19 protein-coding genes, 1 tRNA gene and 1 other RNA gene are annotated in these 22,014 nt (G+C 72.8%); 15 read left to right on the top strand and 6 right to left on the bottom strand.

Annotated elements, in window-relative coordinates:
* Position 1 precedes the first annotated feature (1 nt).
* The 6 genes from MOPEL_RS04715 to MOPEL_RS04740 all read left to right on the top strand — a co-directional run bounded on the left by MOPEL_RS04715 (position 2) and on the right by MOPEL_RS04740 (position 5,488).
* The gene (locus MOPEL_RS04715; protein WP_009481714.1) at positions 2-472 is read left to right on the top strand and encodes a peroxiredoxin; all 471 of its coding nucleotides are present in this window, start codon (positions 2-4) and stop codon (positions 470-472) included.
* A gap of 129 nt (positions 473-601) precedes the next feature.
* Positions 602-677, top strand: a tRNA-Val gene (locus tag MOPEL_RS04720).
* 135 nt (positions 678-812) lie between these two features.
* Positions 813-1,769, top strand: a complete 957-nt coding sequence (locus MOPEL_RS04725) for a Nif3-like dinuclear metal center hexameric protein (protein WP_009481715.1) — start codon at positions 813-815, stop codon at positions 1,767-1,769.
* A gap of 94 nt (positions 1,770-1,863) precedes the next feature.
* Entirely contained in the window at positions 1,864-2,601 is a 738-nt protein-coding gene (locus tag MOPEL_RS04730; protein WP_009481716.1) for a zinc ribbon domain-containing protein, read from the top strand.
* A 5-nt stretch (positions 2,602-2,606) separates the two neighbouring features.
* Complete coding sequence (locus tag MOPEL_RS04735; protein ID WP_083841743.1) at positions 2,607-3,983, top strand: bifunctional RNase H/acid phosphatase; 1,377 nt, start codon at positions 2,607-2,609, stop codon at positions 3,981-3,983.
* 38 nt (positions 3,984-4,021) lie between these two features.
* Positions 4,022-5,488 carry an RNB domain-containing ribonuclease gene (locus MOPEL_RS04740; protein ID WP_009481718.1) on the top strand — a complete coding sequence of 489 codons (1,467 nt, stop codon included), beginning with the start codon at positions 4,022-4,024 and terminating at the stop codon, positions 5,486-5,488.
* A gap of 59 nt (positions 5,489-5,547) precedes the next feature.
* Here MOPEL_RS04740 and MOPEL_RS04745 read toward each other — a convergent pair whose 3' ends face one another.
* Complete coding sequence (locus MOPEL_RS04745; RefSeq protein ID WP_009481719.1) at positions 5,548-6,363, bottom strand: GDSL-type esterase/lipase family protein; 816 nt, start codon at positions 6,361-6,363, stop codon at positions 5,548-5,550.
* A gap of 104 nt (positions 6,364-6,467) precedes the next feature.
* The gene (locus tag MOPEL_RS15735; RefSeq protein WP_009481720.1) at positions 6,468-7,142 is read right to left on the bottom strand and encodes a TetR/AcrR family transcriptional regulator; all 675 of its coding nucleotides are present in this window, start codon (positions 7,140-7,142) and stop codon (positions 6,468-6,470) included.
* Between the two features lie 120 nt (positions 7,143-7,262).
* On the opposite strand from MOPEL_RS15735, the gene MOPEL_RS04755 reads away from it, so the two are divergent.
* From MOPEL_RS04755 to MOPEL_RS04775, 6 genes are all read left to right on the top strand, one after another.
* Positions 7,263-10,706: an MMPL family transporter gene (locus MOPEL_RS04755; RefSeq protein WP_009481721.1), complete on the top strand. Its 3,444-nt coding sequence runs from the start codon at positions 7,263-7,265 to the stop codon at positions 10,704-10,706.
* Complete coding sequence (locus MOPEL_RS04760; protein WP_009481722.1) at positions 10,706-13,399, top strand: YhgE/Pip domain-containing protein; 2,694 nt, start codon at positions 10,706-10,708, stop codon at positions 13,397-13,399. The genes MOPEL_RS04755 and MOPEL_RS04760 overlap by 1 nt, the downstream gene beginning before the upstream one ends.
* 185 nt (positions 13,400-13,584) lie before the next feature.
* Positions 13,585-13,953, top strand: an RNA gene (rnpB, locus tag MOPEL_RS15755) — RNase P RNA component class A.
* Positions 13,954-14,185: 232 nt separating this feature from the next.
* Entirely contained in the window at positions 14,186-14,524 is a 339-nt protein-coding gene (locus MOPEL_RS04765; RefSeq protein WP_009481723.1) for a PadR family transcriptional regulator, read from the top strand.
* Positions 14,521-15,246 carry a hypothetical protein gene (locus MOPEL_RS04770; protein ID WP_009481724.1) on the top strand — a complete coding sequence of 242 codons (726 nt, stop codon included), beginning with the start codon at positions 14,521-14,523 and terminating at the stop codon, positions 15,244-15,246. The genes MOPEL_RS04765 and MOPEL_RS04770 overlap by 4 nt, the downstream gene beginning before the upstream one ends.
* Positions 15,247-15,341: 95 nt before the next feature.
* Complete coding sequence (locus tag MOPEL_RS04775; protein ID WP_009481725.1) at positions 15,342-15,755, top strand: hypothetical protein; 414 nt, start codon at positions 15,342-15,344, stop codon at positions 15,753-15,755.
* Positions 15,756-15,784: 29 nt separating this feature from the next.
* Here MOPEL_RS04775 and MOPEL_RS04780 read toward each other — a convergent pair whose 3' ends face one another.
* Positions 15,785-16,522 (bottom strand): GAP family protein, encoded by a 738-nt coding sequence (locus MOPEL_RS04780; protein ID WP_009481726.1) that lies wholly within the window; start codon positions 16,520-16,522, stop codon positions 15,785-15,787.
* A 95-nt stretch (positions 16,523-16,617) separates the two neighbouring features.
* On the opposite strand from MOPEL_RS04780, the gene MOPEL_RS04785 reads away from it, so the two are divergent.
* The 3 genes from MOPEL_RS04785 to MOPEL_RS04800 all read left to right on the top strand — a co-directional run bounded on the left by MOPEL_RS04785 (position 16,618) and on the right by MOPEL_RS04800 (position 19,579).
* Positions 16,618-17,268 carry a TetR/AcrR family transcriptional regulator gene (locus MOPEL_RS04785; RefSeq protein WP_169316279.1) on the top strand — a complete coding sequence of 217 codons (651 nt, stop codon included), beginning with the start codon at positions 16,618-16,620 and terminating at the stop codon, positions 17,266-17,268.
* Between the two features lie 631 nt (positions 17,269-17,899).
* Complete coding sequence (gene fumC / locus MOPEL_RS04795) at positions 17,900-19,321, top strand: class II fumarate hydratase (RefSeq protein ID WP_009481729.1); 1,422 nt, start codon at positions 17,900-17,902, stop codon at positions 19,319-19,321.
* A gap of 3 nt (positions 19,322-19,324) precedes the next feature.
* Entirely contained in the window at positions 19,325-19,579 is a 255-nt protein-coding gene (locus MOPEL_RS04800) for a DUF7218 family protein (RefSeq protein WP_009481730.1), read from the top strand.
* Between the two features lie 91 nt (positions 19,580-19,670).
* Here MOPEL_RS04800 and MOPEL_RS04805 read toward each other — a convergent pair whose 3' ends face one another.
* The 3 genes from MOPEL_RS04805 to MOPEL_RS19075 form a co-directional block, all read right to left on the bottom strand.
* Positions 19,671-20,747: a TerC family protein gene (locus MOPEL_RS04805; protein ID WP_009481731.1), complete on the bottom strand. Its 1,077-nt coding sequence runs from the start codon at positions 20,745-20,747 to the stop codon at positions 19,671-19,673.
* A 167-nt stretch (positions 20,748-20,914) separates the two neighbouring features.
* A complete protein-coding gene (locus MOPEL_RS15740; RefSeq protein ID WP_141631183.1) occupies positions 20,915-21,712 on the bottom strand; it encodes a siderophore-interacting protein in 798 nt (265 codons plus the stop codon).
* Positions 21,696-21,878, bottom strand: a complete 183-nt coding sequence (locus MOPEL_RS19075; protein ID WP_009481733.1) for an IMP dehydrogenase — start codon at positions 21,876-21,878, stop codon at positions 21,696-21,698. Before MOPEL_RS19075 ends, MOPEL_RS15740 begins: the two co-directional genes overlap by 17 nt.
* Positions 21,879-22,014 lie beyond the last annotated feature (136 nt).

Here is a 22,014-nt window from a genome sequence, read left to right on the forward strand (position 1 = left end):
GATGACTCCCCTCTCGATCGGTGACGCGGCTCCCGCCTTCGCCCTGACGAACCAGTTCGGCAAGGTCGTCACGCTCGAGGAGCTGACGGCCGACCGGGCCGCGCTCCTCGTCTTCTACCCGTTCGCGTTCTCGGGGATATGCACCGGGGAGCTCCAGGCGATTCGTGACGATCTCGCGCGGTTCCAGAGCGAGCACGTGACGACGGTGGCGATCAGCTGCGACCCGATGTTCACGTTGCGCGCCTGGGCCGACTCCGACGCGTTCTTCTTCCCGCTGCTGTCGGACTTCTGGCCGCACGGGCAGGTCGCCCGCTCCTACGGCGTCTTCGAGGAGGAGGGCGGGTTCGCCACACGGGGCACGTTCCTCGTCGTCCCCGACGGCACGATCGCGTGGACGCTCGTCACGGGACCGGGTGAGCAGCGTGACTTCTCGGGCTTCCACCGCACCCTCGCCGACCTCGTCGGCGCCTGACACGTCGTCGCGGCGGGGAGGGGTCCACGTCGCGAACGTCGTTCCTGCCTCGGCGTCCCCGGATGCGATAATGGACGTCGTGCGTCCGCCGGGCTTCTCGGTGGCGTCGACTCGCCCGTCCGCGGGCACGGGCCTGTAGCTCAGGTGGTAGAGCACCGCGTTTACACCGCGGGTGTCGTCGGTTCGAGCCCGGCCGGGCCCACCATCTCCCCCCTGGGCGCTCGCCCGCCGTCCCGGCACTCCGGGGTCGGGTCGTCCGCGACACCGTCGCCGCTCAGTAGGCTGGCCGTCACGAGAGACCGGCCTCACGGGCGGGCCGAGCGAGGGGAAGGCACGAGACATGACGAACGACAATCGCGACGCCGGGAGTCCCCGCACCACCGGGGCCACGGGGGACGACGCGGACATGGTGACGCTCGCGCAGGTCGTCGAGCTCCTCGAGGGTTTCTACCCGTCGGGCACGGCGCAGTCATGGGACCGGGTAGGCCTCACCACCGGAGATCCCGACCAGCCGGTCCGTCGCATCCACTACGCCGTCGACCCGACCCTCGGCGTCGTCGAGGAGGCCCGTGACGCGGGCGCCGATCTCCTCATCACCCACCACCCCCTCCTCCTGCGTGGCGTCCACTCCGTCGCGTCGACGAGCGCGAAGGGCGCGACCGTGACGGCACTCGTCGTCGCCGACATCGCGCTCTACTCGGCCCACACGAACGCCGACGTCGCATGGCCGGGGGTGTGCGACGCCCTCGCGCAGGCGTGCGGACTCGGCGAGGTCGAGACGCTCACCGTCGAGGAGGGCCAGGATCTCGGCCGGGTCGGTGACCTCGCCGAGTCGATCTCGCTCGGCGACCTCGCGCGTCGTCTCTCCTCGCGCCTGCGCGCCACGGCGGGGGGCCTGCGCGTCTCAGGACCGGCGGACGCACCCGTCCGTCGCATCGCCGTCCTCGGCGGTGCGGGCGACTCGCTCTTCGATGCCGTGCGGGCGTGCGACGCCGACGTGTACGTCACCTCCGACCTGCGACACCACCCCGCGCTCGAGGCGCGCGAAGAGGCCCGGGGCGGCACCCCGTACCTCGTCGACGGCGGCCACTTCGCGACGGAGTACCTGTGGCTCGCCGACGCCTCGCGTCGTCTGCGCGACGCCCTCGCCGGGCTCAGCGAGGCGGGCGCCGTCGTCGAGCATCACGTGAGCACGCTCGTCACCGATCCGTGGACGTTCACCGTCGGCGCCCGCGACCTCGCCGACCTCGACGCGGACGACGACACCGGCAACTCCGACGACCTCGCCGGGAATTGACCGGACTGCGTCGCCACCCGGCCTCGGACCGCCCGCACCGGAGCCATCCGAACCGCATCCCCGTCCGTCTCCCACGGACACGAAAGGACCCTTCGTGAAGGCCGACCCCGCCTCCCAGCTCCGCCTCCTCGACCTGCAGGAGGACGACACGCGCGAGGCGCAGATCGCGCACCGTCTCGCGACGCTGCCCGAGAACGCCGAGGTCGACGCCGTCACCGGCGAGCTCGCGGCGCTCGACGCCGAGCTCGACCGCGCCCGCGCGGAGGCCGAACAGGTGCGGCGCGAGGTCGCGGCGGCGGAGGCCGAGGTCACCCAGGTCCGCGAGCGGGCGACGCGCAACCGTGCCCGTCTCGACGCCGGCCAGGGGTCGGCGAAAGACCTCCAGGCCCTCACCCAGGACCTCGATTCCCTCGCCCGGCGCCAGGACGAGCTCGAGGAGGTCGAGCTCGAGGTCATGGAACGGGCGGAGGAGGCCGACGGGCGGGTCACCGCGCTCGAGACGGACCGCGAGCCGATCGTCGCCCACCTCACGGCGGCGAGGGAGGCCGCGGCCACCGTCACGGCGGTCCTCGACGCCGAACGTGCCCAGATCGCCGCCCGCCGTGCCGACCTCGCCGCGGGCGTCCCGGAGGATCTCCTCGCGCTCTACGAGAAGATCCGGGGTCTCTCGGGGACGGGGGCGGCTCCGTTGCGTCGACGCCAGTGCGAGGGCTGTCATCTCGAACTCGGACCGAGCGACCTCGCGCGGGTGGCCAAGGCCGCCGAGGACGACGTCGTCCGCTGCGAGGAGTGCCGTCGCATCCTCGTGCGCACGACGGAGTCGGGCCTGTGAGCGCGATGCGTCGTCTCGTCGTCGAGGCCGACGGCGGTTCCCGCGGCAACCCCGGCGTCGCCGGCTACGGCGCCCTCGTGCGCGAGGGCCGTTCGGTACTGCGGGAACTCGCGGCACCGCTCGGCAAGGAGAGCAACAACGTCGCCGAGTACACCGGCCTCATCGTCGGCCTGGGTGCGGCGCTCGAGATCGCCGCGGGCGAGCCCGTCGCGATCGACGTGCGGATGGACTCCAAGCTCGTCGTCGAACAGATGAGCGGACGCTGGAAGATCAAGCACGCCGACATGCAGCGGCTCGCGCGGGAGGCGCGGGCCCTCGTCGCCGACGTCGTGGCTAACGGCGGGTCGGTCGACTTCACGTGGATCCCCCGCGCCGAGAACAAGGCCGCCGACGCCCTCTCCAACGAGGGCATGGACGGTCGCCACGTCGACCGCACCCCCGGGGGTTCCGCGCCCGGGGGCTCCGGGGACGAGGACGACCCGGGCGAGGCGGCACCCCCGCCGGCCGGATGGCGTGAAGTGCTCACCCGGCGGTCGGGCGTGCAGGAGGGGGCCGCGACCACGGCCGGGACGGCCGAGCCCACTGGGGCGTCCGAGGCGACCGTGCACTCCGTCTCGGGAGGGGCGGAGGACGAGACGACTGCGATGACCGGGACGCCGGCTCCGACGGGCGCGGCGGCGACGCCGGCGGCGACCCCGGCGCCGGACCTCTCCCCACCGGTCCGCATCGCACTCGTGCGTCACGGTGTCACCGAATACACCCGGCAGGGGCGGCTCGACGGACGAGGTGGATCGGATCCGGCGCTCACCGCGGAGGGGACGGCGCAGGCCCGCGCGGCCGCCCGCGGCGTCGAGGCGTTCCTCGGCCGGGGGGGTGTCGTGCGGGTCGTCACGTCGTCGCTGCAGCGGGCGCGACAGACGGGGGCGGCCGTCGCCGCGACCCTCGGCGTTCCCGCCGAGGTGGAGGCCGACCTCGATGAGCTGTGCTTCGGTTCGTGGGAGGGGCGCACCGTCGCCGAGCTCACCCGCGAGGAGGTCGACTCGCTCCAGCGGTCCCGCACCGCCGAGGACGTGCCCCCGCCCGGCGGGGAGAGCTATACCGACCTCGCCGATCGCGTCCTGCCCGCGATGCGTCGTCTCGTCGACGAGCTCCGCGACGAGGCCGCCCGCACCGAGGCGGGGGGAGCACCGGCGGTGTCGCCGACGCTCGTCCTCGTCACCCACCGGGGCCCGATCGGCGTGATCCTCGCCGACGTCCTCGGCCTCCCGCGTCCGCACGTGTGGCGTCTCGCGACGGCGCCGTGCTCGCTCACGTCGATCCGCACGTGGCGTGACGGCGGTGTCGTCGTCGAGTTCGTCAACGACACTTCCCACCTGCGTTAACCCCGCCCGCAGGGAAGCGCGTCTCCTAGGCTGGACGCATGCCGCTCCCCAGCTACCGCCTCGCCGGTGACGACGCGACCCTCGAGGCGGCGTTGGACGCCGTCCGTACCGAGTTCGACGTGCCCACGGCGTTCCCGCCCGAGGTGGAGGCGGAGGCGGACGAGGCCGTGGATCGGGCGCGGGCCGCCGCAGCGGAGCTGCCGGACGCCACCGAGCTGCCGTTCCTCACGATCGACCCGCCCGGGAGCATGGACCTCGACCAGGCGATGCACCTCGAGGCCGACCGCGAGGGGTTCCGCGTGCGCTACGCGATCGCCGACCTCTCGGTCGTCGTGCGTCCCGGCGGGGCGATCGACGCCGAGACGCGCCGCCGCGGCCAGACGCTCTACCTCCCCGACGAGCGGGCCCCCCTGCACCCGGCCGTCCTCAGCGAGGGCGCCTGCAGCCTCCTGCCCGGGGAGATCCGCGCCGCGTACGTGTGGGACCTCCGCCTCGACGCGGTGGGTGAGCTCGTCGAGGCGCACGTCCGGCGGCAGCGTGTCCGCAGCGTCGCCCGATACGACTACGGGCAGGTCCAGGCCCTCCTCGACGGGCACGGCGAGGCCGTCGACCCCCGCACCGACGCGCAGCTGCCCCTCCTCGCCCGCATCGGCGAGCTGCGGGCCGTCGGCGAACTCGCCCGTGGTGGAGCGAGCCTCCAGATCCCCGACCAGGAGATCGACCGGGAGCCCGACGGCAGCTACCGCCTCTCGTTCCGTCCCCTCGTACCCGCCGAGGACCACAACGCCCAGATCTCCCTCCTCACCGGCATGGCCGCGGCCCGACTCATGCTCGACGGGGGAGTCGGCCTCCTCCGCACGATGCCCGAGCCCGCGGAGAAGGATGTCGCGCGGTTCCGGCGGCAGGCCGAGGCCCTCGGTCTGCCCTGGCCCGCGGACCTGTCCTACGGCGCGTTCCTCCGGACCCTCGACGGCTTCCGACCGCGCGATCTCGCACTGCTCCACGCGGCGACGGGCCTGTTCCGCGGAGCCGGGTACACCCCCTTCGACGGTGCCCCGCCCGAGCAGGATCGCCACTCCGCGATCGCCGCGCCGTACGCCCACGTCACCGCCCCGCTGCGACGACTCGTCGACCGGTTCGATCTCGCGATCTGTGAGGCGCTCGACGCCGGCGCCGAGGCGCCCGCCTGGGTGCGGGAGGCGCTGCCGGAGCTGCCACCCCTCATGTCCGACAGTGACCGGCGCGCCTCTTCCGTGGCCCGGGCCTGCACCGATGCCGCCGAGGCGGCCGAGCTCGCCCACCGCGTCGGGGAGACGTTCGACGCCGTCGTCGTCGAGGACCGTGGGGAGAAGGGGCTCGTCGTCCAGCTCGCCGACCCGGCCGTCGTCGGGCGGGCCGGCGGCCACGCCGATCTCGGCGCCCGTGTGCCCGTCACGCTGCGGGAGGCCCGCATCGCCGAGCGTCGGGTGCGCTTCGAGGTCGCCGCGCCCGGCAGCTGCGCCTGACCGACACGCTCCGGAGCGGAGACCGGTCCTCCGCGCGTACCGAGGCGCGGGAGGGGATCTCAGCCCAGGGTGGCGAGGATGAGGTCGGCGAGGGCGGCCGCGCCGCGGGGCGTGGGGTGGACGCCGTCCTCGACGTAGTCCTCCGCGTCCTTCGCCACACGGGCGACGAACTCGAACCACCGGACGAGTTCGATCGTCCCGTCAGCGGCGGCGCGTTCGAGGGCGAGGCCGAGGATCGCGCAGTTGCGCATGTCGGCCGATCGCGCCGAGGGGCGGCTCACGTACGGCGTGACCCAGACGAGACGGCGCTGTCCGACGATCGCGCGGGCCCGATGGATCTGCTCCTCGAGGTGCCAGGGGTCGAACACGTCGTTGCTCCCGCAGACGACGAGGACGGTGGGGGCGAGGCGACCCGCCGCGGCGGAGTCCGCGAGCCGGTCCAGGGCCGGGGCCGTGGGGCGCCCGTTCCAGACGTCGTGGGAGAGGGGGCGGGGGGAGAACCGCTCTCTCAGCACGGGGAGGAGACGAGCCCCGATCGAGTCGCCGAGGAGGTGGACCCCGTCACCGGCGGCGGCGGCCACGTCGGTCGCGGCATCGGAGGCGTCGTGGCGGGAGCGCCCCCAGTTGCCGAGCGCACCCGAACCGAACGGCTCCTGGGCCCGTGTGCCCGGTGGTGGCGGTGCGGGTGGGTGGGGGAGCCCGGCACCGCGGTGCGCCGCGGCGGCGGGCGGGGCGGCACTCGCGGTGTCACCGGCGACACGACCGGCGAGGAACGCGCCCGCGCCGAGGCCGCCGAGGAGCAGCACGGAACGACGCGACGCCCGGGGGTCGTCCTCCGGGAAGGTCGCGCGCCACGGGGCTCGCTCGATTCTCATCGTCCGCCCCATCGGCTGCCGGGAAGCGATCACAAGGAGTCCGGGAGACGAGTTTCCGCTGAGGCGAGGCGAATCGAGGGCGCATCGGCGTGCCTACCGGCGCGTCACCTGCCGGTCGGTGCGTCCCGGCGGGGGCGGGTGAGTCCCTTGAGGACGTGCGGTAGGGCCTCCCTCGCGAGGGCGAGGAGATCTTCCTCGCCTGCGAGCATGGCGTGCTCGATGGACCGCGAGGCGACGGCGACGACGGTCTCGGCGACGGTCTCGAGGGCGACGGCGGGTTCGAGGCCCAGTCGGGCGAATCCCTCGGCGAGGATGTCGTGGATGCGGGTTCGGGACATGCTCTCCGCCACCGCGCCGATGCGGGCGAACTCCGGTGTGCGCAGGGCGAGGAGCGTGATCTCCGCCTGGAGGAGGAACATCTCCCGGTCCGGGTCCTGGGTCGCGAGGATCGCCTCGATCGTCGCCTCGAGGGTGTCGCCGGGGCCGATGCGGGTACCGGCGTGCACGGAGTCGAACACCCGGTCCTGCTCGCGTCGGACGAGGGCGAGGACGATCTCGTCCTTGTCCGCGTAGTTGGAGTAGAAAGCACCGCGGGTGAAGCCGGCCGACTCGCAGATCTCCTCGACGCTCGCCCCGTGGAACCCCTTCGTCGCAACGACGTCACGGGTCGCGTCGAGGAGTCGGTCGCGCGTCGCCTGGCGACGGGTGGAGACCGGTTCGTTCCTCTGCGACGATGATTCGCGTGCCGGTCGCGTGGCCGCGCCGTCGTCTGCCGCCATGGGTGGGGCCTTTCGTGCGCACGGGGGACCTGCTGACGACTTCACGATACACAATCGTATCGAGTACAGTCGTGAATTCAATACGGTTCTGTATCGAGCCATGTCCGCGAGGAGCTGCACGTGTCGTCATCCCTGTTCGAGCTGGGGCGGTTCTGCTACCGGCACGCAGGCCGCGTCATCGGCGCCTGGCTCGTCGTCCTCGCGCTCCTCGGCATCGCGGCCGGAGTGATCGGCGAGGGGACGAGCGAGGTGTACGAGGTCCCCGGTTCGCAGGGGCAGGAGGCCCTCGACTCGCTCCAGGGGCGGTTCCCCGAGCTCAGCGGGGCGGCGGGACAGATCGTCGTCGTCGCTCCCGAGGGGCGGACGGCCACCGACTCCGGCACCCGCGCCGACGTCGACGCCCTCGTCTCCCGCCTCGAGAAGGTCGACGGCGTCTCCGAGGTCGCTGACCCCTACGACGACGGCATCGAGGGCGCTCTCAGCGACGACGGGCGCGCCGCGCTCGTCAACGTGCAGCTCGACGGGCAGGCCGTCGACGTCACCGACGAGACGCGCGACGCCCTCACCGACTCCGTCGGGCCGCTCCGCCGCAAGGGCTACACCGCGGAGGTCGGCGGGTCGGCGTTCATGTCCCCGCCGCCCACGATCTCCTTCCTCGAGGTCGTCGGTCTCGTCGTGGCGATGATCGTCCTCTACGTGATGTTCCGGTCGCTGCGGGCGGCCGCGTTGCCGCTCGTCTCCGCCCTCGCAGGGGCGGGCGCGACGGGGGCGGTCATCATGACGGTCACGGCCGCGGTCGACGTGCCCGGCACGGCGCCGCTCCTCGCGCTCATGATCGGTGTGGCCGTCGGCATCGACTACGCGTTGTTCATCCTCGCCCGGCACCGGGAACAGCTCGCGGGGGGCTCCGACCCGGAGGAGTCGGCGGCGCTCTCCATCGCGACGGCGGGCGGCGCTGTCGTGTTCGCCGGTCTCACCGTCCTCATCGCGCTCCTCGGTCTGTCGCTCGCGGGCCTGCCGTTCCTGTCGACGATGGGCGTCGCGGCCTCCGGCGGCGTCGCGATCGCCGTGCTCAGCGCGATCACCCTGCTGCCCGCGCTCATGGGGAGGCTCGGCGCCCGGCTGGTCCCGCGCGGGGCCCGCGACGGTGATGGGACGCACCACAGCCGCTGGGCACACGGGTGGGTCCGCGCCGTCACCGCCGCGCCGCTCGTCACCGTCGTCCTCGTCACCGCCGCGCTCGTCGCCCTCTCGGTGCCGGCGCTCGACCTGCGTCTCGCACTGCCCGACAACGGCTCGATGGCCCTCACGGAGTCCCCGCGCCGCGAGTACGACCTCGTCGCCGAGCACTTCGGCCCCGGCGACAACGGGCCGCTGCTCGTCACCGCCGACATCATCGACTCCGACGACCCCCTCGCCCTCATGGACGACCTGGAGGAGGAGATCGCGGCCGTCCCGGGCGTGGAACGGGTGACGCTCTCGACGCCCAACCGCAAGGCCGACACGGGCGTCGTCGTCGCGATCCCCGAGACGGGACCGACCGACGCGCGCACCGCCGACCTCGTCCGCGACCTGCGTGACCGCCTGCCGAGCCTCGAGAAGAAGTACGACACGAAGCTCGCCGTCACGGGCCACACCGCGATTCAGATCGACGTGTCCGACCGGCTGGCCAGGGCGACGCTGCCGTTCGCGCTCGTCGTCATGGGGCTCTCGCTGCTCCTGCTCACGATCGTCTTCCGGTCGCTGCTCGTGCCGCTCACCGCGACGCTCGGATTCGTCCTGTCGACGACGGCGGCGTTCGGCGTCATCGCGGGGGTGTTCGAGCACGGGTGGTTCTCCGACGTGTTCGGCGTGACGCGGCTCGGGCCCGTCATCAGCTTCATGCCGATCATCGTCATGGGCGTCCTCTTCGGCCTCGCGATGGACTACCAGGTCTTCCTCGTCTCCCGCATGCGGGAGGCCCACGTGCGCGGCGCCTCGCCCAAGGACGCCGTCGTGCGGGGGTTTACGTCCTCCGGACCCGTCGTCGCGGCGGCCGCCGCGATCATGGTCGCCGTGTTCGCGTCGTTCGTCCCCCACGGCGACGCCAACCTCAAACCCATCGCGCTCGGACTGGCCGTCGGCGTCCTCCTCGACGCCTTCGTCGTCCGCATGATCTTCATCCCCGCCGCCCTCGCGCTGTGCGGGCGGCACACGTGGGAGTTCCCGGCCGTGCTCGACCGGACGCTGCCCCACATGGACGTCGAAGGAGGTGTCGTGCACGACCATCTCGAACGCAACCGTGAGGTGCGGGAGCACCCGAACCGGGTCGTCGAGGCCCGCGGCGTGACGATCCGCGGCGGTCGGGGCGTCGTCGTCTCCGATCTCGACCTCGCGTTCGACGAGCCGGGCGTGTGCCTTGTGCAGGGGCCCGACGGGTCGGGGAAGACGTCGATCCTCCTCGCCCTCGCGGGGCGGATGCCGTTCGAGCAGGGCGTCGTCGAGGTCGCGGGGTACCTGCTCCCGGAGCAGGCCGCGGCGGTTCAACGCCGGGTGGCCCTCGCCGAGATGCACGGCATCAACGACCTCGACGACGCCCTCACCGTGGCGGGGCACATCGCCGAGCGCCTCAGCGCCCGCACGCTCATGCCGTGGGCGCGGCGCCGCGACATCGACCGCGTCATGAATCGGTTCACGGCGGCCCTCGTCGCGGCGCGAGAGGTGAAGGGGGCCGTCGTCCCGCGCACGCAGATCGACCCCACGTGGTACGTCGGCGACCTCAACAGCGTCGAGCGCGAGCTGCTCGGCGTCGTCCTCGCGCTCGTCGAGCAGCCGCGGGTCCTCGTCCTCGACGAGAACGGCGAACTCCGTTCCGAAGCGGACCGGTGGGCCGTCGTCGCGGGCGTCGGCCACCTCGTGCGGTCCGCGCGCGAGACGGGCCAGACGGTCTCGGTCATCGGCGCCTCGACCGAGCCCATGGCCCGCGAGCACATCGCCCACCTCGCCGGTGTCCCGGTCGAGGAGGTGACGATCGTCGAGGTCGGCCGCCACCAGGTCGGTGGCGACGCCGAACCGCGCGGTGCACGGCGTCCGGTGACCGCGCCCGCCCCCGGCGTCGGCCCCGGCGCCGGTGCCGCCTCCGGGGCGGCGTTCGGGACCTGGTCCGACTTCTGGGAGGGGCGGGGCGACGATCCCGCAGCAGAGGGCCGACGACGCCCGGCCCCGGAGGAGGCGCCCGCCGCGGCGGCATCCGGGGACGCCACTCCCGGAAATGCGGGGGACCTCCCGCGTGTTGACGAGGGGGGCGACACGCGTCGTCACGAGGGATTCGACACGGCCACGAGGCCGTTCACCGGAACGCCCCTCGTCCACGTCCACGACACCCGCGAGGAGGGCTCCGACGAGGCGCCCACCCGCGTCGTCCACACCGTCCACGGCATCCCGGACGCCACCCGCGTCCACGACGTCCCGGCCGGGTCCGCTCCGGAGGCGGAGGCCGGACAGCCCGTCCACGGCGGCGACGCCCACGGCGACGAGGCCGCTCCGGACGACACGCACGACCACTCACCGAAGGTGACGCCCTGATGTCCTTCCTCCCGTCCCTCTCCAGCGCGGAGTTCCGACGATTCTCCGGCTCCTGGTTCAGCCGCATCGTCCTCGTCGCGATCATCACCGTGCCGAGCCTCTACGGTGGCCTCCTCGTGTGGGCCAACCGTGACGTGACGACGCACCTCAACGGCATGTCCGCCGCCGTCGTCAACAACGACGAGATGGTCGAGATCACGGGCGACGACGGCAAGAAGCAGCCGGTCATGGTGGGTCGTCTCGTCGCGTCCAAGCTCACGACGAGCACCGACAAGCAGAATCTCGACTGGGAACTCACCGACGCCGACACCGCCAGCAAGGGGCTCGAGGACGGCACGTACTACGCCGTCCTCACGATCCCCGAGGGTTTCTCGTCGGCCGCGGTGTCGACGCAGGACGCCGACGGGGTGCGTGCAGCGACGATGGACCTCAAGACGAACGATGCGGTGAGCTACCTCTCGGGCAACATCGCCTCGACGATCGGGCGTGTCGTCGCCGGTGAGGTCGGCAACCAGCTCAGCGAGCAGTACCTCGACAAGGTGTACGTCGGTCTCAACACCGTGAAGAAGAGCCTCACCGACGCCGGCAACGGCGCGGGCAGGCTCGCGAAGGGCTCGAAGGACCTGTCCTCGGGCGCCGGCCAGCTCGACCAGGGCACCGAGCGACTCACCGTCGGCCTGTCCGACCTCGCGAACGGCGCCGACAAGCTCGCCGCCGGCACGGGCGACCTCTCGGGCGGCATCGGTCGTCTCTCGAGCGGCGCCGGTGACCTCGCCGACGGCGCGGGGACCCTCGCGAGCGGCAACACCCAGCTCGCCCAGGGTCTCGGCCAGCTCGAGTCGTCGACGGCGGCCCTGCCTCAGCAGGTGGGGCAGCTGTCGGCCGGTGCGAAGAAGGTCGCGGACGGCAACCGTCAGCTCGCCGACGGCGCCACGAAGTTGAGCGACGGGCTCAAGCGGGCGCAGGCGCCCGTGTCCCAGCTCCCCACGCAGACGAAGGCCCTCGCCGACGGCGCGACGAAGCTCGCCGACGGCGCCACCGCCCTCGGCAAGGCCGGGCAGCAGCTCACGCCCGCCGCGGGGCAGCTCACGACGGGTGCGGCCGGCCTGCGGGCCGGCGCCGACAAGCTCGCGGACGGCGCGGACCGCCTCTCCGCCGGCACGAAGACCCTTGCGACCGGCGCGCAGGACCTGTCCGCCGGGGCGACGAAGGCCTCCGAGGGGGTCGGGCGGTACACCGGCGCGGTGTCCCAGCTCGCCGCCTCGTGCGAGAAGTCGGGTGCGGCTCCCCAGTACTGCGAACAGCTCGCCGCCGTGGCGGCCACCGGGCCGCAGCTCACCGAGGGCAGCGACGCGGTCGCGACGGGCGCGCAGCGTCTCGCCGTGGGCGCGGCTCCCCTCGCCAAGGGCGCGGGTGACCTCGCCATCGGTGGGCAGGCCCTCGCCGACGGTGCCGTGAAGTTCGCCGACGGCGCGACGAAGTACGCCGACGGCGCCACCCGTCTCGCCGACGGTGCGACCCGCCTCGGCACGGGCGCGACGCCGCTCCGCGACGGGCTCACCAAGCTTGCCGACGGTATCCCCGCCCTCGCCAAGGGCATCGGTGACGCCTCGACGGGTGCCGACCGTCTCGCCACGGCGACGGGCCAGCTCGCCACCGGCTCGGAGAAGCTCTCGGCCGGACTCGACAAGTTCGCCGCGGCCACCCCGCAGCTCGTCGGTGGCATCCAGCGAGCCTCCACCGCGGCCGACCAGCTCGCGCAGGGCGCGACGAAGCTCTCAGCCGGGGCGACGCAGCTCTCCACCGGTGCCCGCAGCGCGGCGCAGGGCGCGCAGAAGCTCGACGACGGCGCCAGCAAGCTCGCCAAGGGCACCGCCGACGCGCAGGACGGCGCAAGCAAGCTCAACGACGGCACCGGCAAGCTCGTCGACGGCAGCAAGGAGCTCGCGAAGGGCAGCGACGAGCTCGCCACCGGTCTTCAGGACGGTGCGAAGAAGGCGCCGTCGTACTCGAAGAACGACCGCGAAAAGCTCGGCGAGGTCGTCGCCGACCCAGTGCGTGCCGACGTGAGCCGCATCAACGCCGTGCCCGGTTACGGTCACGGACTCGCGCCCTACTTCATGGCGATCGGCCTCTGGGTCGGCGCGATGGGCATGTTCTTCGTCATCCGTCCTCTTCCCAAGCGGGCCATCGCCTCGACGGCGGCGTCGTGGCGGGTCGCCCTCGCCGGGTACGCCACGCCGGCGCTCCTCGGCATCTGCCAGGCGATCCTGCAGGTGCTCGTCGTCCGGTACTGGGTCGACCTCGACGTGGCGCACCTGCCGGCGCTGTTCGCCCTCGCGGTGCTCACGTCGCTCGCGTTCATCGCGATCAACCAGGCGCTCGTCGCGGCGCTCGGCACGAAGGGACGGTTCGTCGCGCTCGTCCTCGTCGTGCTGCAGCTGTCGGCGGCGGGGGCGACCTACCCGATCGAGAGTTCGCCGGAGTTCTTCCAGAAGCTCCACCCGTGGCTGCCGCTCACGTACGGCGTCAACGCGTTCCGGTCGCTCATCGCCGGTGGTGGGCTGCACGTCGGCCCCGCGGTCGCCTCGCTCACCGCGTGGATCGTCCTGTCGGGCGCGGTGACGATCTACGCGGCGCGGTCGCAGCGCACGTGGACGCCGCAGCGTCTGCGTCCGCACCTCGCCCTCTGATCGGGACGGCATTCGGCGGGGTCACCCCGTCGGTGCCCTGTCGACACGGAGCCGTCGGTCCCCTCGCGGGGTCGGCGGCTCCGTCGTGTCACCGCCGGGGCGCGCGCCCCGGGTCCTGCGGGGTCGGGCGTGCGGCGTGCGGGTGGTGAGCGGGGGAGTGGCGGGCCGGTAGACTCGCGCGTGGATGAGTCGGCCAGGCGGTCGCGTCGGCACCTTCGGGTGTCGCCGAGGAACGTCCGGGCTCCACAGGGCAGGGTGGTGGCCAGCAGCCACCCGGGGTGACCCGCGGGACAGTGCCACAGAAAGCAGACCGCCCACGAACCACCCGTACGCGGGGAGGCGTGGGTAAGGGTGAAACGGTGGTGTAAGAGACCACCAGCGCCCCCGGTGACGGGGGCGGCTCGGTAAACCCCACCCGGAGCAAGACCAGACAGTGTGCGTTCGAGGGCTGCCCGCCCGAGCACACGGGTAGGTCGCTCGAGCCGTGCGGCAACGTACGGCCTAGATGGATGGCCGCTCAACGACAGAACCCGGCGTATCGGCCGACTCATCCACCCACCCCTTCGGACATGCCCCGGCACCGGTGACGACCGTCCCGGACAGCAGGCGCGGGGGTCGACGGCCCTCCCCGCCCCGGGTCGCGCTCCGCACTGCTCTCGCCGCCGAGTGACGTCGGTGTGCCGAGGCATGTGCCCACGTTCGCCGTCCGCCGTCGACCACGGCGTCCTCGGCGGTCATGCACGCATGTAGGTAGACAGCCTGACTAGTTAGCCGTACGATCTAGTCATGGCCGATCAGACCTGGCCCGGGGACTGGCTCCGGGGACCGCTCGTCCTCGCGGTGATGCGGATCCTCCTCGACGGGCCCACCTACGGGTATGCGATCGGGACCCGGCTCGAGGAGGCCGGGCTCGGGTCGATCAAGGGCGGCACGCTCTACCCGCTCCTCAGCCGGCTCGACGCCTCCGGGCTCGTCGTCACGCAATGGGAGCAGGGAGAGGGCGGGCCCGGCCGTAAGTACTTCGAGCTCACGCCGGAGGGCCGCGCAGACTTCGCCGCTAGATCGGCGCAGTGGTGCGAGTTCGCCCGGCTCACGACGACATTCATCGGAGAAGCAGGATCATGAACCACAGCGACACCGACACCCGCCGGTGGATCGACGACATGGTCGTCGAACTCCGCCTCCGCGACGTCAAGGGCGCCGCCATCGGCGACGCGGTCGCCTCCGTCGAGTCCCATTGCGCCGACAGCAGCGAGACACCCCGCGAGGCGTTCGGCGACCCGAGGGAGTACGCCGCGTCCCTCACCTTCCCCCAGGAGGATCGCACCGGCGACACCATCCGCGAATGGGCCACCGTCATGGCGCCCGTCGTCGTCGGCCTCGCCGGGTTCTCCCTCACCACCGGAGCCGTCACCGCGCTGCTCGAAGGCGAGGGGGTCCCCGTCACGTGGGGCGGGATCGCCGCCGCGGTGTTCCTCGTCGTCGCGGTCGCCCTGCTCGTCCGGTATCTGCGGGCGCTCCTCGACCACGGCATCGGCGGGGCGCTCGCCCTCGGCGGCACGATCGCCATCGCCGCGATGTTGCCGGTCCTGTGGCGCGACCCGGCGTTCGCCCTGCCCGCCACGGTCGCCGGTATCGGTGGCCTCGTCCTCCTCGCGGCCTCCGTCGTCCTCGGGCGACGCGCCCGCAGGCTCGACGACCCCGTCGTCGACCCCGTCGACCGCAGCGACCGCTATGCCTCCAGGCGGCCCGTCCTGTCCACGCTCGTCACAGGGGAGTGGATGTTCGTCACGGCGACGATCGTCCTCTCGCTCGTCCTCTGGGTGCTCCACGCGACCCTCGCCTGACCGACGCACCCGACACGCCTGCGCGGACGACGGAACCCGTCACCGATCCGCCCCGGTGTGCTCGGGTGCGGCGCTGCGCGGTCGACAGGAGGGGCATGAGAGCAGCCGCCCCGTCGTCGCCCGAGAACGCCGACACCTCAGCCCCGCTCACCCTGAGCGACGTCGTCGACGTCGACGAACGCGTCGCGGTCGGCGGCGAGGCCGTCCCGACGCACGTCCGCTTCGTCCTCGGCTTCGACCGGGCCCCGAGCGAGGACGAACTCGTCGCCGTCGCCGACCTCCTCGCACCCTTCGACGTCGTACAGAGCGTGACCCCCGACGGGGTCGAGATCGTCACGGCCAACCGAGACGAACCGGCCCGCCAGGTGCCCCACATCAAGGACACCGTCTCCCGCGCGAGCGAGGAGGCGCAGCGTCGCGAGGCCGCCTGCGCCGAGCAGGAGGCCGCGAAGGAGGAACGCTCCGGCGGACTTCGCGAGGAAATCGGCGCCGTCGTCGACGGCGCCTGAGGCTGCCGGCCGAGCCGCGCGCGGTGTGCTCAGCCGAACTGCAGCAATCCGAGTCGCTGGGCGGCGTCGGCGGCGAGCAGGAGGCCGACGATGCCGAGGACCCAGCCGAGGATGTCGTCGGCGTTGCGGTCGAGCCACGTCCCGAGCCGCCGCAGGAGCGGGTCGAGGGCACGGCGAGCGACCAGGCGGAGCGCGAGGAGGGCGAGCGCGGGGGCGACCATGGCGAGGACGTACGCGAGGAGCACGCCGGCGACGGTCACCGGCCCGGGGTGTGCCGCGGCGATGATCCCCACGGCCGCCAGATAGGGCAGCATCGATGCGGCCTCCACGAGCCCCGCACCGAGGGCGACCGCGACGACGACCCGCGCGCGCGGCCGGTCGTCGACGAGGGCGGCCTGCCACCTCTCCCGCCGGGTCGGGCCCGTCTCGACCCCCGAGGCGGCGCGGCGTGCCGTGCGCCGGCGGGTGGCGTTCCCGTCGACGGTCCAGCTGAGCGCGAACAGCGTCACGCCCGCCGCGAGTTGGGCCCACCCGAGCACGGGCAGGTCGGCGACTCCCGCGAGTGTGCGGGTGAGCATGTCCGCCCCGCCGAGGAGGAGGAGGCCCAGCGCCCAGTAGAACCCGGCGAGGGTCGCGAGGAAGAGCAGGAATGCCCGCACGTGGACGCGCTCGCGGGCGAGGAGGAACACCGGGATGCCCAGGGTGCCGAAGCTCGTGCTGTCGACGAGGGCGAGGCCTGCGAGGGGCACGAGGTCGGTGGGGGTCATCGGAGCCCCCCGGCGGTTTTGGCACGGCTGTGTGAAAACATGGCCGCACAGTTGCATGAGAAAGGGTCGCAGTGCAAGTGTGCGAGAATCCGGTCGTGCCCAAGATCGTCGACCACGCCGCGCGCCGCGAGGAACTGGCGCGGTCCGTCTGGGCGCTCGTCGGCCGCGAGGGGATCGAGGCCGCCACGGTGCGTCGCGTCGCGGCCGAGTCCGGCTGGTCGATGGGCGCGGTGCGGCACTACTTCGCCACCCAGCAGGAATTGCTCGCCTTCGCGGGCGAGATCATGGCGCAGCGGGTGGGGGAGCGCATCGCCGGGCTCTACGCCGGTGTCGACGCGCGAGACGCCGGGCCGCGGGCGGAGCGTCTCGACCGGGCGTGCCTGGTCCTCGAACAGTTGCTGCCGATGGACGAGGAACGCGCCGTCGAGGTCGTCGTGTGGCTCGCGTTCATGACGCGCGCCCGCACCGATCCAGGACTCGACGGGCTGCGGCAACAGGGGTGGGCCGGCGAGCGGTTCGTGTGCCGATCGGCCGTCGCCGACGCGTGCGGCCTGCCGCTGCCGACCTCGCTCGACGCGCGCCTCGACGGCGCGGGGGAGGAGGCCGTCGACCGGCTCCAGGTCGGCGTCGAGGGCCTGTCGCTCATCGCCTCGACCCATCCCGAGCACTGGCCCGCCGACGCCCAACGCGCCGCGATGCGACGAGTCCTTCTCGACGCCTGCCGCGAGATCGAGAGGGGCGCCTGAGGCCCCCACCACTTCCCGACCCAGATCGCAGCCGGGGAAGCGGCCCGGCGGTCGCCGTGCCGAGCCCTCACCTCATCCTCGCCCGGTGGCCCGGTGGCCCGGTGGCCCGGTGGCCCGGTGGCCCGGAGGTTCGTGAGCCGAAGGGATGTCGGTGCGCGGTGTCAGGGTGCTCCGCATGGCAGGCGGATACCCCAATCGCGGCGCGCTCGGCGTCCCCATCGGTGATCGGAGCCCCGGCGCGTCGGGAAGCTCCGGTGCGTCTCGGCCACCCGCTTCGCCGACCGCCGCCGGCGCTGCTCCGAGTCGCCCCGCGGTGCCGTCGAGGTCGGCCCGGCCTGCGACGTCGGTCCCGCCGCGGCGGCGCCCGTTCGTGTTCGTCGGTGCGGAGGGCGCCCCGGGGCTCGTCGTCGAGCAACGGCGCACGGAGTCGGGCTGGCAGGTGCTCGTCGCGCTGGTCGACACGACGTCCGACGGTGGATCAGGCCTGGCCGTGCGGTGGTTCGACGCCTCCCACCTACGGCCCGCGGGCACCTCGGCGGCAGTCGACACGCCGGGGGAGCCTGCCGACACCGCCGCCGGGACCTCCCGTCCCCCGGGTGCGGCGCGCGATCGGCGTTCCTAGGGTGGCGGTATGACGATGCGAACAGAGACAGACAGCATGGGTGCCCTCGAGGTGCCTGCCGACCGCTACTGGGGCGCGCAGACGCAGCGCAGCATCGGCAACTTCCCCATCGGACGCGACACGTTCGTGTGGGGCCGCTCGATGATCCGCGCGCTGGGGCACCTCAAGCTGGGTGCGGCCCGCGCCAACCGCGAGCTGGGTGAGCTCTCCGCCCTCGACGACACAGCGCTCGACGCGCTCGAGCAGGCCGCCCGCGAGGTCGTCGCAGGCGACCTGGACGAGCACTTCCCGCTCGTCGTGTTCCAGACGGGTAGCGGCACGCAGTCCAACATGAACACCAACGAGGTCATCTCCAACCGCGCCATCGAGATCCTCGGCGGCGAGATGGGCTCCAAGAGCCCGGTCCACCCCAACGACCACGTCAACCGCGGCCAGAGCAGCAACGACACGTTCCCGACGGCCATGCACATCGCCGTCGTGCTCGACCTGCACGAGTACCTCTACGACAACGCGACCAAGCTGCGCGACACGCTCGACGCCAAGGCGAAGCAGTTCGCCGACGTCGTCAAGGTGGGTCGCACGCACCTGCAGGACGCCACCCCCATCACGCTCGGCCAGGAGATCAGCGGCTGGGTCGCGCAGCTCGACTTCGCCCTCGCCGGTGTGCGTGAGGCCGAGAAGGGTGTGCTCGCCCTGGCCATCGGCGGCACCGCGGTCGGCACGGGCCTCAACGCGCACCCGGAGTTCGGTGAGCTCGCGGCGAAGAAGATCGCCGAGGAGACCGGCCACGAGTTCCACCAGGCCGACAACCTGTTCTCCTCGCTCGCGGCCCACGACGCGCTCGTCGCCCTGAGCGGCGCGCTGCGCGTGCTCGCGATGGCGTCGATGAAGATCGCCAACGACGTGCGCTGGCTGGCCTCCGGCCCCCGCAACGGCATCGGCGAGATCACGATCCCCGAGAACGAGCCGGGCAGCTCGATCATGCCGGGCAAGGTCAACCCGACCCAGTGCGAGGCGCTGACGATGGTCGCGACGCGCGTCTTCGGCAACGACGCCACCGTCGGGTTCGCCGGCAGCCAGGGCAACTTCGAGCTCAACGTGTTCAAGCCGGTCATGGCGCACGCGGTCATGGAGTCGATCCGCCTGCTCGGCGACGCGTTCGGGGCGTTCACCGACCACTGCGCCGTCGGCATCGAGCCCAACACGGAGCGCATCGAGGACAACCTGTCGCGCAACCTCATGCAGGTCACGGCCCTCAACCCGCACATCGGGTACGACAAGGCCGCGAAGATCGCGAAGAAGGCCCACAAGGAGGGCACGACCCTCAAGGAGGCCGCCCTCGCGCTCGAGTTCCTCACCGAGGACGAGTTCGACGCCTGGGTCGTGCCGATGGACATGACCCACCCGCGCACGGTCGACACGGAGGGCTGAGACGTGGCCGATCCCATCAAGGATCCGGAGCTGTACGAGAAGCTCCGCGAGGAGGGCAACTCCAAGAGCAAGTCCGCGGCCATCGCGAACGCGGCCGCGAACACCTCCCGCGAGCACGTCGGCCGCAAGGGCGGCAAGGCAGGCTCCTACGAGGACTGGACCGTCGAAGAACTGCGCGATCGCGCGCGGGAACTCGACGTCGAGGGCCGGTCGACGATGACGAAGGACGAACTCGTCGAGGCGCTCCGGAACACCTGACCGGGCGCCGGGCGAGGACGACCGCGGAGGCGGGGCGCGTGATGCGTCCCGCCTCCGTGCGTCTCGTGGTGCCCACCCCGCCGGGCCGACGTCAGGGGCGCGTGGCGTCGACGGTGGCGCGGGAGTCCGCCTCGACCGTATCGGTCCTCGCCGTCCGCACACGGCGGTCGGCGACGAGGCTCGTCACCGTCGTCACGGCGAGGGCGCCGACGATGACGCCGAGCGAGGCGAGCGTCGGCACGGTCGGCACCTCCGGCCACACGCCGTGCGCCCAGTGGAGGACGAGCTTGACGGCGATGAACGCGAGGATCACGGCGAGGCCGTACCCGAGGTGCCGGAGCCGCCCGAGCGCGCCCTCGAGCACGAAGTAGAGCGCGCGGAGGCCGAGGAGCGCGAACGCGTTCGTGACGAACACGAGGTAGGGGTCGCCGGTGATGCCGTAGACGGCGGGGACCGAGTCGACGGCGAAGACGACATCGGTGCCGAGGATGGCGATCGCGACGAGCCCCAGGGGGGTGAGGGCGCGGCGTCCGGCGTCACGGACGGTGAGGCGAGCCCCGCGGTAGTCGTCGGTGACGGGCACGAACCGGCGCGTGAGGCGGACGATCGGGAGCTGGTCGACGTCGACGGAGTGACCGCCCTGGTGCGCGTCCCGCAACACGCCCCACGCGGTGACGAGGAGGATCACGCCGAAGAGGAGGAACATCCACGAGAAGCGTGCGATGAGGGCGGCGCCGACGGCGATGAAGACGGCGCGGAGCACCAGCGCCCCGATGATCCCGATGAGGAGCACCCGCTGCTGCAGCACCCGCGGCACGGCGAAGGCCGAGAGGACGAGGATGAAGACGAAGAGGTTGTCGACCGAGAGCGACTTCTCGACGAGGTAGCCGGTGAGGTACTCGAGCCCGGTCTCACCGCCGTGGGCCCGCCACAGCCAGGCGCCGAAGAGCAGGGGGAGGGCGAGGTAGAAGACCGACCAGCCGACGGCCTCCCTCATCGTCACCTCGTGGGGGCGGCGGGTGAGGGCGACGTCGAAGGCGACGAGGCCGAGGATGCCCGCGAGGGTGATCGCCCAGAGGGTGGGGTCGGCGATGGTGGTGACGCCGGTGGTCGGCGGCGCCGCGGAGGACAGGGGCGCGGCGGGCAGGGTGGACGGAAGGGGGGTCATGCACTCCTCGCATCGTGGTCGACGGTGCGAGGTCTCCTCCACCCGGATCGGGCGTGCGCCGAACGGGACGTGTGGTCCCGCGCAATGACCGGCGGCAGCTTGACGGAGTACTCCCCTCGGGAGTTCTCAGCCTAGAAGAGCGGTGGGGGACGCGTCAACCACCGACGTCAGCGTTCGGCGCGGCCCCGGCGCCAGTACGCCACGGCGTCGAGCAGTGCGCGCTCGACGCCCGCCTCGGTGAGGAGGTGCGTGCGCAGCGTCGTCACCGCCTCGGCCTCGGCGCCCACCCAGACGACGACGCCGGGCCCGGCGGTGCGCAGGTGGGGTGCGAGGCGGCCGACGAGTTCCCCGGTGTCGCCGTCGTGCTCGGAGTGCAGCCACCACGTCACGTCGGTCGTCGCGGGGGAGGGGAGGTCGATCTTCTCGGCCTCGTCGGCGACCTCGACGTGGACCTCGGCGGAGGCACCGGCGGGGAGCTGCGCGAGGATCTCGCGGAGCGCGGGCAGGGCCGTCTCGTCGGCGACGAGGAGGTAGCGCGTGTGGCTCGGGTCGAGGTGGAACTTGCCCATCGGCCCGGAGAGCACGAACTCGTCGCCCGGCTCGACGCGCTCGACCCAGCGTCCGGCGATGCCCTCGCCGTGGCGGACGAGGTCGATGGCCGCGGTGCCCGCGGCGGGATCGAGGTCGCACAGGGTGTAGGTGCGGCGGCGGCGACGCGCCCCGGCGTACTCCTCGGACTCGACGCCCTCGGGCCCGAACGTGCGCCCCTCGGGCAGGACGATCGTCGCGCGCTGGGCCGGGCTCACCGACTCGACGCCGACGAGGTCGTCGCTGCGGAACCGCACCCGCCGCAGGCGGGGCGTGAGGTCGACGACCTCGGTGACGACGCAGAGCCGCGGCGCCCCGGAGCGACGCATCGACCCGTGGCCACGGGCGGACGTGGACGGATCACCAGGACGTGGCACGAGGTCTCCCTTCGTCGGACCCGGCCGCGCTCTGCACACCGACGCGTGCCCGGGAGTGGAACTCGCCGATGGTACGGGCTCCCGCGGAGGTGAACGAGCTGCGCACCCCCGAGACGATACGGTCGAGGAGGTCCTCGACGCCTCCGGCGGTGGGGTCGAGGTACATGCGCGAGCTCGAGATGCCCTCCTCGAAGAGTGCGGACCGCGCCCGGGCGGACGACGACTGCTCCTTCGTGCGGGCACGGACGGCGCGGCCGACACCGACCCTGACGATGTCGGCGTCGCCCTCGGCGAGATCGTGG

It is taken from the genome of Mobilicoccus pelagius NBRC 104925, assembly GCF_000247995.1.
Taxonomy (GTDB): domain Bacteria; phylum Actinomycetota; class Actinomycetes; order Actinomycetales; family Dermatophilaceae; genus Mobilicoccus; species Mobilicoccus pelagius.